We start from the raw sequence: 12,870 nt of genomic DNA on the forward strand, positions 1-12,870 counted from the left end.
CGTACGCGTGCCCCGGAGAGCCCGTCAGGAGGAGGCGCGGACCACGAGCTCCGTCGGCAGCACGTGCCGGCGCGGCTCCTCGGGCGCCCGCGCGATGTCCTGGAGGAGCATCCGCGCCATCGAGCGGCCCATCTCCTCGATGGGCTGCCGCACGCTCGTCAGCGGGGGGTCCATCAGCCGCGCCACCGGCGAGTCGTCGACGCCGACGAGGGCCACGTCCTCGGGCACCCGGCGGCCGGCCTCCCGCAGCACCCCGCGCGCGCCCGCCGCCATCACGTCGGAGGCGGCGAACACGGCGTCCAGGTCCGGCCTGCGGTCGAGCAGCAGCCGCATGGCCCGCCTGCCGCCCTCCTCGGTGAAGTCGCCGGCCTCCACCAGGGCCTCGTCGGGCGGGAGGCCGGCCTCGGCGAGACCGGCCCGGTAGCCGCCGAGGCGGGCCCGCGCCACGTACATGTCGAGGGGCCCGGTGACGGTCGCGACACGGCTCCGGCCGCGCCCCGCCAGGTGGGCGACGGCCGCCCGGCCGGCGCCGATGTTGTCGGAGTCCACGTACGGCACGGGTTCGGCCTCGGTGCGGCGGCCGTTCATCACGACCGGGAGGCCGAGGTCCCTGACGCGGTCGGGCAGCGGGTCGTCGCCGTGGACCGAGGCGAGCAGCACCCCGTCGACGCGCTGGGCCGCGAGGTACTGCTCGAAGCGCCGGCGCTCCCGCTCGCTGCGGACCAGGGTGAGCAGGAGCTGCTTGTCGGCCTCGGCGAGTTCGGCGCCGACACCGCGCATGAGGTCGAGGAAGTAGGGCTCCGCGAAGAGCCGGGCCTCGGCCTCGGGGATGACGAGCGCGATCGCGTCGGTCCTGCTGCCCGCCAGGGCACGGGCGGCCTGGTTGGGTACGTAGCCGAGTTCGGCGACGGCTCTGTCGACGGCCGTCCTGGTCCGCTCGCTCACCCGGGGGGAACCGTTGATCACCCGGGAGACCGTGCCCCGGCCGACCCCGGCCCTGGCCGCGACCTGCTCCAGGGTGGGTCTGCCGCTCTGCCGTCCGCTCACGACTCCCGAACTCCCCTCGTAGGACAACGCGCTGCTCACCGACGCCCACCAAGGCATGGGAGCGCTCCCACACTAGTCCACCGCCGCCTCGCCGCGCCACGCGCCCGCGTTCAGGAGATGACGGCCCGATGGCCGCGGGATGCCGCGAAACCCCCGGAAAACCTTCCGGTAACGAATCCGCGTTCATGTCTTGACACTCGCACCCGCCAGGCAGCAACCTTCCGGCAACGACGTGGGAGCGCTCCCATACGGGGCGCGACACAGCCTTGCCCCACAGACCCGGCAGGCGCCGCCGAGCCGCGATCAGCCGGCCGGGCCTCTTGGCGCACAGAGAGCACCACCTTGGACGAGGAGAGTGGAATGCGCACTTCCAGCAGCAGACGCGGACGCCGTGCGGCGATCGCGGCGGTCGCCGTCGTCGTGACCGGCACGGCCCTGCTCACCGGTTGCGGCAGCGACGAGGACGGCGGCAAGGGCGGCGCGAGCGGCCAGGGCTCCCCGAAGATCACGCTGCGGATCGGGACCTTCGGTTCCTTCGGCTACGACGACAAGACCGGCGCCAAGCTCTACGCCGAGTACGAGCGGCTGCACCCCGGCATCAAGATCGAGGAGTCGAACGTCTCCGACGGCCAGAAGTACTGGGACACGCTGAAGCTGCGCCTCTCCCGGAACAGCGGCCTCGCCGACATCCAGGCCGTCGAGGTGGGTTACATCGCCGAGGCGACCGGCCCGGCCATGGCCGGCAAGTGGGTCGACCTGGGCAAGGAGGGCGGCGCGGACCTCGGCGACTTCCTCGACTGGAAGGTCAAGCAGGCGACGACCGGGGACGGCAAGGTCATCGGCCTCGGCACCGACATCGGCCCCATGGCCATCTGCTACAACAAGGACCTCTTCGCCAAGGCCAAGCTGCCCACCGCCCGCGAGGAGGTGGCGAAGCTCTGGGCCGGCGACTGGTCCAAGTTCATCGAGACCGGCGAGAAGTACAAGGCGGCCGCGCCCGCCGGCACCGCCTTCCACGACTCCGCGAGCGGTCTCTTCAACGCCGTCGTCTCCAGCGACCCGGTGCAGTACGCCGACGCCGGCGGCACGCTCGACTGGGAGAACAGCCCCGGCGTGAAGAAGGCCTGGGAGACCGCCGTGAAGGCGGCCCAGGGCGGACTCACCGCCAAGCTGCGCCAGTTCGACGAGAAGGGAACGTGGAACGCGGCCTTCAAGAACTCGAAGTTCGCCACGGTCGCCTGCCCCAGCTGGATGACCGGCATCATCAAGGACCAGGCGGGACCCGCCAACCAGGGCAGGTGGGACATCGCCGCGCCGCCGGTGTCCGGCAACTGGGGCGGCTCCTTCCTCGCCGTCCCCAAGGCCGGGAAGCACACCAAGGAGGCCGCCGAGCTCGCCGCCTGGCTGACCGCCCCCGAGCAGCACGCCAAGGTGTTCGCGGTCAACGGCAACATCCCCTCGTCCAAGGACACGCTCCTCTCCTCCGCGGTCCAGGAGGCGAAGCTGCCGTACTTCGGCGACACGCCCGTCGGCAAGATCTTCTCCAGCGCGGCGGCCGGCATCACCCCCGCCGCCATCAGCCGCTACGACGGCCAGGTGAAGACCTTCCTCACCGACAACGGCATCCTCGACATCGAGCAGCGCGGCACCGACCCGGCGAAGGCCTGGGAGAACGTCAAGAAGCTGGTCGACGACAAGATCGACCAGTAGCGGGGGCGCCTGCCGGTCCGCCGCCGCCCGCGGGCGGCGGACCGGCACCGTCCGCACCACCGCACGCATCGACCTGGAAGGACGCCCCCGTGGCCACCTCCGTTCGGGCGAAGCGGGACGACTCCCCGCCGCCCGCCGCACCGCCCGCCTCCCCCGGCTCCCGGCGCCGCCGCTCCTCCCGGGGCGGCCTGCGCAGCACCCTCCACCGCTGGGACATCAAGGCGACCCCGTACGTCTTCATCGCCCCCTTCTTCCTCACCTTCGCGGCCTTCGGCCTCTTCCCGCTGATCTACACGGGCTGGCTGTCGCTGAACCGGGTCGAGCTCGGCGGCGACCCGACCTGGAAGGGCCTGGAGAACTACACCGACCTCGCCACCAGCGAGTTCTTCTGGAACGCGCTCCTCAACACCTTCACCATCGGGGTGATATCGACCGTTCCGCAGCTGCTCATGGCCCTGGGCCTGGCGCATCTGCTCAACTACAAGCTCCGCGGCCGCGGCTTCTTCCGGGTCGCGATCCTCGCCCCGTACGCCACCTCGATCGCGGCGGCGACCCTGGTCTTCGCCCAGCTGTTCAACACCGACTACGGGATGATCAACGGCCTCCTGGGCTGGGTCGGCATCGACCCGGTCGACTGGGAGTCGTCCAAGTGGCCGGCGCAGATCGCGATCTCGGTGATCGTCACCTGGCGCTGGACCGGGTACAACGCGCTGATCTACCTGGCCGCCATGCAGGCCGTGCCGCAGGACCTCTACGAGGCGGCCTCCCTCGACGGCGCCTCGCGCCTGCGCCAGTTCATCAGCGTGACCGTCCCGTCGATCAGGCCGACCATCCTCTTCACGATCATCGTCTCCACCATCGGAGCCACGCAGCTCTTCGGCGAGCCGATGCTCTACGGCGGAAGCGTCGGGATCAGCGGCGGCAGCGGCAACCAGTTCCAGACGCTGAGCCTGCTGATGTACGAGAAGGGCTGGGTGACCGGCGCGCTCGGCCAGGCCTCCGCGATCGCCTGGGTGATGCTCCTGCTGCTCCTCCTGATCGGCGGCGTCCAGGCGCTCGTCTCCCGCCGCGACCGCACGAAGCCGAGGGGATCGACCTCATGACCCGCACGCTCGACACCACACCCGTCGAGGCCGCGTCCCCGGCCCCCCGCCGCCGCTTCCGTCCGTCGGCCGGCCGCCAGCACCACGCGGGCCCGCTGACGTACGTCCTGCTCGTCGTCGCCGCCGTCGTCTCGCTCTTCCCGCTGTACTGGAACGTGGTCGCCGCCTCCCACACCGGCGAGCGGGTCGTGGAGGCCCCGGCGCCGCTGCTGCCCGGCAGGCGGCTCCTGGACAACCTGAGCTTCGCCTGGAACCAGGTCGACATGGGCGAGGCGCTGGTCAACACCACGATCGTGGCGAGCCTGGTGGCCCTGTCCACCGTGCTGTTCTCGACGCTCGCCGGCTTCGCCTTCGCCAGACTCCCCTTCCGGGGCCGGGGCATGCTGCTCTCGCTCGTGGTCGCGACGATGACGATCCCGCCGCAGCTCAGCGTGATCCCGCTCTACCAGATCATCACGGACCTCGGCTGGTTCGACCAGCTCCAGTCGGTGGTGCTGCCCTCGCTGGTCGCCGCCTTCGGCGTCTTCTTCATGCGTCAGTTCCTGGTGGAGGCGCTGCCGACGGAGCTGGTGGAGGCGGCCCGGATGGACGGGGCGCACAGCCTCCGGATCATCTGGCACGTGGTCTTCCCCGTGGCCCGGCCCGCCATGGCCGTCCTCGGCATGCTCGTCTTCGTCCAGGCCTGGAACGACTTCTTCTGGCCCTTCATCGCGCTCACCCCGGACGGCAACCCCACCCTGCAGGTGGCGCTCGCCGGCCTCGGCGCGGGCAATCACACCGTGGACCACGCCGTGGTGCTGACCGGCGCGCTCCTCTCCACCGTGCCGCTGCTGCTGGTCTTCGCCTTCCTCGGGAAGCACATCGTCGGCGGCATCACGGCCGGCGCCGTGAAGAGCTGACCGTCCACTCGTCTCCGTAACCCCGTACCCGTGTTGGGAGCCCTCTCCTATGACCGCGCCCGAAACCCGGCCGCTCACCGCCACCCGCTCGTTCCCCGCCGACTTCCTGTGGGGCGCCGCCACCGCCGCGTACCAGATCGAGGGAGCGGCGGCGGAGGACGGCCGCACCCCCTCCATCTGGGACACCTTCTCGCACACCCCCGGCAAGGTCTTCGAGGGGCACACCGGTGACGTGGCCGTCGACCACTACCACCGGTTCCGCGAGGACGTCGGGATCATGGCCGAACTCGGCCTGAACGCCTACCGGTTCTCCGTCTCCTGGTCCCGTGTCCAGCCCACCGGGCGGGGCCCGGCCGTCCAGCGGGGGCTCGACTTCTACCGGCGGCTCGTCGACGAGCTGCTCGCGGCCGGGATCGAGCCGGCCCTGACCCTCTACCACTGGGACCTGCCGCAGGAGCTGGAGGACGCGGGGGGCTGGCCGGAGCGGGCGACCGCCGAGCGGTTCGCCGAGTACGCGGGGATCGTCGCCGGCGCCGTCGGCGACCGGGTGAAGCGGTGGACGACGCTCAACGAGCCGTGGTGCAGCGCCTTCCTGGGGTACGGCTCCGGGGTGCACGCCCCGGGCCGGACCGATCCGGTGGCCTCGCTGCGCGCCGCCCACCACCTCAACCTCGGACACGGTCTCGCGGTGCAGGCGCTGCGTGCCGAGCTGCCGGCGGACCGGCAGCTCGCGGTCTCGCTCAACCTGCACGAGATCCGCCCGCTGACCGGTTCGGCGGAGGACCTGGACGCGGCCCGCCGCATCGACGCCGTCGGGAACAGGGTCTGGCTGGGCCCGATGCTGGAGGGCGCCTACCCGCAGGACCTGCTCGCCGACACGGCGCACCTGACCGACTGGTCCTTCGTCCGGGACGGCGACACCGCGGCGGCGAACCAGCCGCTGGACCTGCTCGCGATCAACTACTACACGCCGACGGTGGTCTCGCACGTGCCGGAGGGCGCGGAGAAGCCGCAGGACGACGGGCACGGCAACAGCGAGCACTCGCCGTGGCCCGGCGCGGACGCCGTCGCCTTCCACCGGGCGGGGGGCGAGCCGACGGCGATGGGCTGGGCGGTCGACCCGAGCGCGCTGTACGACCTGCTGACCCGGGTCTCCGCCGCGTACCCCGGTCTTCCGCTGGTGATCAGCGAGAACGGGGCGGCGTACGAGGACGTGGTCGGCCCGGACGGTTCGGTGCACGACCCGGAGCGGGCCGCCTATGTGCACGCGCACCTGGAGGCGGTGCACCGGGCGCTGTCGGACGGGGTGGACGTGCGCGGCTACTTCCTCTGGTCGCTGCTCGACAACTTCGAGTGGGCGTACGGCTACGCGAAGCGGTTCGGCGCGGTCCGGGTGGACTACGACACGCTGGAGCGCACGCCGAAGTCCAGTGCCCGCTGGTACGCGCGGGTGGCGCGCTCGGGCGAGCTGCACGCGCCCGGCGGCGACTGAGCCGGATGCGGGGGAAGGGCCGTGCCGGTCGACCGGCACGGCCCTTCCCCGTGTGCTGATGTCCGATCAGATGTCGACGACCCGGTAGCCGATGACGTACACGCCGCCGGAGCCCTCGACACTGCGCCACTGGGTCTCGGCGCCGACCTCGCTGCCGGTGACGAGCGTGGCGCCCAGCTTGTCGTCGCCGCTGGTGGAGTCGTAGTCCCACAGGGTCAGGGTGCGGGCCTGCTCCTTGCCGAGGATGAGCGCGGCGTTGCCGTTGCCGTCCGCCATGGAGCGGACGTAACCAGAGCCCATGGTCTGGTACTTGACGCCGTTGCCGGGCCAGACCTTGACGGCGTTGCCGTTGGCGTCGGTGATCTTGAGGTAGGCCTCGTCGTGGTCGCCCTCGCTGTTCTGCTGGCAGTGCAGCTCGAACAGTTCGATCTTCACGTAGTCGATCGGCTCGGCGTGCGCGGTGCCGGCGAAGGCGCCGAGGCTGCCGAGCCCGAGCAGGGCTGTGGCGGCGGCTCGGACGGCTCGGTTCTTGCGCATGTGGTTGTCCCCCCACACATCGGGTCACTCGCGTGACGTGGTGTCCGGTCCGCCTCCCCCGGCGGCCCCGGGTGCCGTTTCCCCCTGGCACGACAGTCACTGTGCCCGGCGGGCAGGCCCCGGCTCTACGCGCGTTCCACTGGACGGAACAGCGCCCGGAACTAGAGGACGAGGGCGGTCGGCGGGACCGGTCTTCGCTGTCCGCCGCGGGCGAGCGCGCGGGTGATCGCGGCACCCGCCTCGGCGACGGCCCGGGCGAGGTCGTCGAGTCCGCGGCCCGCGGGGACCATGCCGGCGAGGGCCGCGACCGTACGGCCGTCCGGGGCGCGGACCGGCAGCGAGGCGCAGCACACCCCCTCCATCACGTCCTCGCGGTCGAACACCGCCCCGCCCCGGAGCGGCCCGCGCAGCGCCTTCCCCGCGGCGGTGTCGAGGCGGAACGCGATGCCGTCGCGTACGGGGAGCAGCGGCTCCAGGTCGCCCGGCACGGAGCTCACCGTGATCGCCATGTCCTCGCGCATCACGGCGAGGACGACGCTGGCGCCGGTGACGGCCCGGAGGCGCTGGAGCGGCAGCCGGGCGGCGGGGCGCAGACCGGGGTGCGGTTCCCAGGCCTGGCCGAGGCGGTAGAGCTGCGGTCCGACCCGGTAGCGGTTGCCCCTGCGTTCGACGGCGCCGACCCCGACCAGCTGGTCGAGCAGCCGGTGGACGCTGCCCTTGGGCACCCCGCAGGCGAGCGCGAGTTCGGTCACGCCGGCCTCGTCGCCGTTCCTGCGCAGGGCGTCGAGCAGCGCGAACGCCCCTTCCAGCACGCCCCGGCCGCGCTCCTGGCGGCCCGGCGCGGCCGCCTCCGCGACGTCGCCCGTTCTCCGTGCCGTTCCGGTGTCCATGAGAGCCCCCTGACTCCGTACGCCCGGCCGTGGTCCCCCGATGGCACGACTGCGGGCACACGTCCCACCATGCCGCAGACCGGACGATTCGGCGAAAGGGCTCGGACCCGACGACGTGTCGTGTCGTACCTGCCGCTCGCGGGTTCCGTCGGAGACCAGGATTTGTCGACTCGTCACATCCCGCCCGGTGTGGGGACCCGGCGCGGCCACCGTCCGTACCTAAGCTCTGCGTCCATGAACCAGCTCCCGCTCCGCGCGCCCCGGCCCTGGATCCGCCGGCGCTTCGGTTACGGCCCGGCGGTGCTCGCCGCGGCCCTGGTCCTCGCCGCTCCCGCCTCCCTCTCCACCGCGCCGGCCGCGTACACACCGCGCGCCGCGGCGCCGCACCACCCGGCCGCGGGTACGCCCGCGGCGAGCCGATGGATCCGTGCGGCCGGGGCGCCGCTGACCGTGTTCGCCCATCGGGGCGCCTCGTCCGCCGCCCCCGAGAACACCCTGGTCTCCGAGGAGGTGGCCCGTCGTGGCGGGACGACGTGGATCGAGAACGACGTCCAGCCCAGCAAGGACGGCGTGCCGTACATCCTCCACGACACGACGGTCGACCGGACGACCGACGGCACGGGCGCGCTCCGCTCCCTGACCTCCGCCCAGGTGGACGCCCTGGACGCCGGCTCCTGGTTCGCCCCGTCCTTCGCCGGCGCGCGCGTGCCGACGCTCGCCGCCCAGTTGGCGGACCTGCGGACGCGCGGCGGCAACCTGCTCCTGGAGATCAAGGGCCGGCATTCCGAGGCCGAGGTGGCCCGGATCGTGCGGGAGGTCCGCGAGCAGGGCATGACCGGCCGGGTGTTCGTCCAGAGCTTCGACGTCACGTCCCTGCAGCGCGTGCACGACCAGGCGCCCGAACTGCCGTTGGGTCTGCTGCGGGACGTCCTGGACGCCGATCCGGTCGCCGTCGCGGCGGAGCTGCACCTGGCCGCGTACAACGTCGCGGACAAGGCTCTCTCCGTGCGTCCGGACGCCGTCGACGAGCTGCACGCGGCGGGCGTGGCCGTGAACGTGTGGACGGTCGACACCGCCGCCCGCTGGAAGGTCCTCGACGAACTCGGCGTGGACGGCGTCATCACCAACCGGCCCACGGAGCTCACGGGCTGGATCGCCGGCCGCCAGGCCTGAGGCGGCCCCGCGGCCGGCCGGTCGCGCCCGCCCCGCCCGTCAGGCTGGCCGTCCCCGTCAGTTCGGTGAGGAGGCCGGGGTTGACCACCCGGAGGATCGTCGCGATGTCTCCGGGGTCGGCCGCCGGCCACAGGACGGCCCTGGCCGCACGGTACTTGGCGGCGAGGCGTTCCCGCCGTGCGGGCGGAAGTGCGGCGGCCCGGTCGGCGCGGCTGTTGTGCGCGTTGTCGGCGATCTTCACGAGGGTGGCTTCGGGGTCACGGGCGATGAGGCGGATCTTCTCCTCGTATGCCGTGTCCGGGTGGTTGGTGACGGCTTCGACGAGGGCCACGACCCCGGCGGGGATCCCGGCGGCGCGCAGCCGCTCCGCCGTCCACTCCGTGTCCTCGATGACGTCGTGCAGGAGACCGGCCATGGCCAGGTGCGTGCCCAGGGGCTCCAGGCCGGCGGCGACGGCGCGCACATGGGCGACGTAGGGGACCCCGATGCCGTCGACCTGTCCGGCGTGCGCGCGGTCGGCCAGTGCGTCCACTTCGGCGAGCGTCTTCATGGGCCTCATCATGCCTGCCACACGCTGTTCACACGGAGACGGGAATGGCGGTCGCGGAGCGGCAGGTTGCCGAGTACATGACTCTTGGAGTGACGCTCGCCTCGACCTCCCGGCAGCTTCCGATCGACGACACGGTGCGGCTCGCGAGGGAGGCGCGCGACGCCGGCCTGCACTCGGCGTGGTTCGGCCAGTCCTTCGCCTACGACTCGCCCTCGCTCGCCGCGATCGTCGGGCGCGAGGTGCCCGGACTGCAGGTGGGGACGTCCGCGATCCCGGTCTTCGGCCGCCATCCGCTGCTCGTCTCCAGCCAGGCCCAGACCGCCCAGGCGGCCACCGGCGGCCGCTACCACCTCGGGCTCGCCCTCGGCACCCGGCATCTGACGGAGACGGGGTTCGGTCTCCCGTACGAGCGGCCCATCGGGCTGCTCAGGGAGTTCCTCACCGCCCTGCGGCCGCTCCTGGAGACGGGCGAGGCCGACTTCCACGGGGAGCTGCTGACCGCGACGACGCCCTATTCGGCGGCCGTTCCGGGGGCTCGTCCGACGGTGCCGGTGCTCGTCGCCGCGATGGGGCCGCAGGCCCTGCGGGTCAGCGGTGAACTGGCCGACGGCATCCTGCCGTTCCTCGCGGGGCCGCGTGCGCTCGCCGAGCACGTCGTCCCGGCCGTGACCGCCGCCGCCGAGGCGGCGGGCCGTCCGGCTCCCCGGATCGTGGCCCTCGTGCCGGGCGTGGTGACGGCGGACGCCGAGGGCGTACGGGAGAAGGCGGCCGAGGCGCTCGCGCTCTACGAGCGGATCCCCTCGTACCGGCGCGCGATCGAGCTCTCCGGCGCCGACGGGGCGGCCGGCCTGGCCGTGATCGGTGACGAGGAGGCCGTCGCCGCCGAGGTCCGGCGCTACCGCGAGGCGGGGGCGACGGAGGTGGTGTTCACCTCGACGGACCTGGGCGGCGAGGACGACCGCCGCCGCACCTGGAAGCTGCTCGGCGAGCTGGCGCGGGGCTGACGCCGGGGGGCCCGATCCCCGAAGGACGGGCTCTACGTCTTTCCGGCGCTCTGGGTCTCCTCCTCGGCCTGGAGCGCCTCTTCGCCCTCGGTGTCCAGGTGCGGCAGGATCCGGTCCAGCCAGGCGGGGCACCACCAGGCGTGGCTGCCGAGGAGGGTCATCACGGCGGGCACGAGGAGCAGGCGCACCACGGTGGCGTCGATGAGGACGCTGACGGCGAGGCCCAGGCCGAGCATCTTGATGACGACGTTGTCCGAGACGATGAAGGCCGCGAAGACGCTGACCATGATCAGGGCGGCGCAGGTGATGACCCGGGCGGTGATCTCCAGGGCGTGGGCCACGCTGGCCTTCGCGTCGCCCGTGCGCAGCCAGGCCTCGCGGACGCGGGACAGGAGGAAGATCTCGTAGTCCATGCTCAGGCCGAAGACGATGGCGAACATCATCATCGGGACGTAGCTCTCGATGGGCACCTTGCCGTTGACTCCGAGGGCGGGTCCTCCCCAGCCCCACTGGAACACGGCCACGACGACGCCGTACGAGGCGGCGATGGAGAGCACGTTGAGCACGGCCGCCTTCACCGCGACCAGGACGCCGCGGAAGACGATGAGGATGACGAGGAAGGCGAGCCCCACCACGACGGCGATGATCAGTGGCAGACGGCTGGAGACGATGTCCAGGAAGTCGACCTGGGCGGCCGTGTTCCCGGTGACGTAGGTCTGCGCGTCGGTGCCGGTCACCGCCTGCGGGAGGACGTCGTCGACCAGGTGGTTGGTCAGTTCGGTGGTCTTCTCGTCCTGCGGGGAGGCCACGGAGTAGGCGGTGCCGACGAGGACGTCCCCGTCGGAGGTGGTCTGGAGCGGGGTGATGTAGGCGGCGTCCGGGACGCCGGTCAGCGCGTCCTTGAGCTTGGTGGCGAGGTCGGCCCGGTCGGCGGACGGCACGGCCGACTGGTCGACGACCACCGTGAGCGGCCCGTTGGCGCCGGGGCCGAAGGACGTGGAGATCAGGTCGTAGGCCCGCCGGTCGGTGAACGATTCGGGGTCGGCGCCGTCGCCGATGTGGCCGAGCTGGATGAAGAGCAGGGGGAACGCCAGCACCAGCAGGACGAGGACGCCGCCGGTCAGGAACCACCAGGGGCGCTTCTCGACCCGTTGCGCGTAGCGGTGCCAGGTGCCGTGCGCGGTCGCTCCGGGCTCGGCGTCGGTCTCCGCGACGGGCTTGCGGACGTGGTAGCGGTCGATGTTCCTGCCGACGAGTCCGAGCATGGCCGGGACGAGGGTGAGTGCGGCGATGACGGCGGTGACGACCGTGAAGGCGGCCGCGAGGCCGAGTTTGCCGATGAAGGTGACGCCGGAGACCCAGAGGCCGGACAGGGCGATGATGACGGTGCAGCCGGAGACGAGGACGGCGCGGCCGCTGGTGGTGGTCGCGAGGGCGGCCGCGTCGGCGGGATCGTGGCCGTTCATGAGGTTCTGGCGGTGGCGGGTGATGAGGAACAGCGCGTAGTCGATGCCGACGCCCAGGCCGATCATGGTGGCCAGGGTGGGCGAGACGGTCCCGAAGGTGAACGCCGCCGCCATCAGGCCGAGCAGGGCCAGCCCGCAGACCGCTCCGAGCAGTGCGGTGATCAGCGGCATGACGGCGCCGATCACGCTGCCGAAGCCGATGAGGAGGACGACGATCGCGACGGCGAAGCCGATGGCCTCGCTGGTGCGGTCATCGGCCGTGGGGCGGGCGAGTTCGCCGAGCGAACCGCCGTACTCGACGTCGACGCCGGCGTCCCTGAGGGGCTGGACGGCCGCGTCGACGCCGTTCAGGTAGTCGGTGCCCAGGGTGGAAGGCGCCACGCTGAAGCGGACGGTGATGTAGCCGGTCCTGCCGTCGGTGGAGAGCGGGCCCACGTTGGGCGTGCCGGCCGGGAGCGGGGGCGGGGTGGTCCCGGGCGGCGGGAGGGGGTTCTGCGCGCCGATGACGTCCGGGAGCTTCGCCAGGGCGGCGACGGCGGAGTTGACCGCGGACGCCTCCTGGGTGAGGGGTTTGGACGTGTCGTTGAGGACGATCTGCGCGCTGTATCCGCCGGCCGCGGGATCGTGTGCCTTGAGGACGTCGAGTCCTTCGGCCGACTGCACTCCGGGGAGGGCGAAGTCGTCCTCGTACTCGCCGCCGACGGCCCGGTCGAGGACCTGCAGTCCCGCGACGGCCGCCAGCCAGAGGGCGATGACGATGAGGAAGTGGCGGGCGCACCAGTGACCGATGCGGTAGAGGGCGCCTCTGGAGGGTGCTGGCCGGCCCTTGGCCGGGCTTCCTGCGTTCATGGCGTGGCCGTGTCCGGATAGGGAAGTCCCCGAGCGGTTCCGGCACCCGCATCGCGCGCGGGCCTACGCCGTCCATGGTGCGCCTGCCGCGAGGCTCCGGCATCTCGGCCGCCCGTGTCCCGGCGGGGAGGCGCCGCGGGCGGCGGGCGC

The 12,870-nt window shown here is 72.5% G+C and carries 11 protein-coding genes; 6 read left to right on the forward strand and 5 right to left on the reverse strand.

The window, feature by feature from the left end:
* Positions 1–24: 24 nt before the first annotated feature.
* The gene (locus IE237_RS23870; protein WP_189804142.1) at positions 25–1,047 is read right to left on the reverse strand and encodes a LacI family DNA-binding transcriptional regulator; all 1,023 of its coding nucleotides are present in this window, start codon (positions 1,045–1,047) and stop codon (positions 25–27) included.
* Positions 1,048–1,407: 360 nt separating this feature from the next.
* Here IE237_RS23870 and IE237_RS23875 point away from each other — a divergent pair, with 360 nt between their 5' ends.
* The 4 genes from IE237_RS23875 (at position 1,408) to IE237_RS23890 (ending at position 6,251) form a co-directional block, all read left to right on the forward strand.
* Positions 1,408–2,757: an ABC transporter substrate-binding protein gene (locus IE237_RS23875; RefSeq protein ID WP_189804143.1), complete on the forward strand. Its 1,350-nt coding sequence runs from the start codon at positions 1,408–1,410 to the stop codon at positions 2,755–2,757.
* Between the two features lie 89 nt (positions 2,758–2,846).
* Positions 2,847–3,860 carry a carbohydrate ABC transporter permease gene (locus IE237_RS23880; protein ID WP_189804144.1) on the forward strand — a complete coding sequence of 338 codons (1,014 nt, stop codon included), beginning with the start codon at positions 2,847–2,849 and terminating at the stop codon, positions 3,858–3,860.
* A complete protein-coding gene (locus IE237_RS23885) occupies positions 3,857–4,759 on the forward strand; it encodes a carbohydrate ABC transporter permease (RefSeq protein ID WP_189804145.1) in 903 nt (300 codons plus the stop codon). The genes IE237_RS23880 and IE237_RS23885 overlap by 4 nt, the downstream gene beginning before the upstream one ends.
* Before the next feature lie 49 nt (positions 4,760–4,808).
* A complete protein-coding gene (locus IE237_RS23890) occupies positions 4,809–6,251 on the forward strand; it encodes a GH1 family beta-glucosidase (protein WP_189804146.1) in 1,443 nt (480 codons plus the stop codon).
* A 66-nt stretch (positions 6,252–6,317) separates the two neighbouring features.
* On the opposite strand, the gene IE237_RS23895 is transcribed toward IE237_RS23890, so the two are convergent.
* Together IE237_RS23895 and IE237_RS23900 are read right to left on the reverse strand one after the other, a co-directional pair.
* Entirely contained in the window at positions 6,318–6,788 is a 471-nt protein-coding gene (locus IE237_RS23895; RefSeq protein ID WP_229842852.1) for a hypothetical protein, read from the reverse strand.
* Positions 6,789–6,949: 161 nt separating this feature from the next.
* Positions 6,950–7,678, reverse strand: coding sequence for an IclR family transcriptional regulator (locus IE237_RS23900; protein WP_189804148.1), 729 nt, complete (start codon positions 7,676–7,678; stop codon positions 6,950–6,952).
* Between the two features lie 234 nt (positions 7,679–7,912).
* On the opposite strand from IE237_RS23900, the gene IE237_RS23905 reads away from it, so the two are divergent.
* A complete protein-coding gene (locus IE237_RS23905; RefSeq protein ID WP_189804149.1) occupies positions 7,913–8,851 on the forward strand; it encodes a glycerophosphodiester phosphodiesterase in 939 nt (312 codons plus the stop codon).
* On the opposite strand, the gene IE237_RS23910 is transcribed toward IE237_RS23905, so the two are convergent.
* A complete protein-coding gene (locus tag IE237_RS23910; protein ID WP_189804150.1) occupies positions 8,820–9,401 on the reverse strand; it encodes an HD domain-containing protein in 582 nt (193 codons plus the stop codon). The two genes, IE237_RS23905 and IE237_RS23910, sit on opposite strands and share 32 nt — an antisense overlap.
* Positions 9,402–9,478: 77 nt before the next feature.
* Here IE237_RS23910 and IE237_RS23915 point away from each other — a divergent pair, with 77 nt between their 5' ends.
* On the forward strand, positions 9,479–10,405 hold the full coding sequence (locus IE237_RS23915; protein WP_189804151.1) for a TIGR03564 family F420-dependent LLM class oxidoreductase: 927 nt from the start codon (positions 9,479–9,481) through the stop codon (positions 10,403–10,405).
* A gap of 32 nt (positions 10,406–10,437) precedes the next feature.
* Here the strand turns inward: IE237_RS23915 and IE237_RS23920 are convergent, their stop codons facing one another.
* Positions 10,438–12,720, reverse strand: a complete 2,283-nt coding sequence (locus IE237_RS23920) for an MMPL family transporter (protein WP_189804152.1) — start codon at positions 12,718–12,720, stop codon at positions 10,438–10,440.
* Positions 12,721–12,870: the final 150 nt, after the last annotated feature.

Source organism: Streptomyces tanashiensis (assembly GCF_014648895.1).
Lineage (GTDB): Bacteria > Actinomycetota > Actinomycetes > Streptomycetales > Streptomycetaceae > Streptomyces > Streptomyces tanashiensis.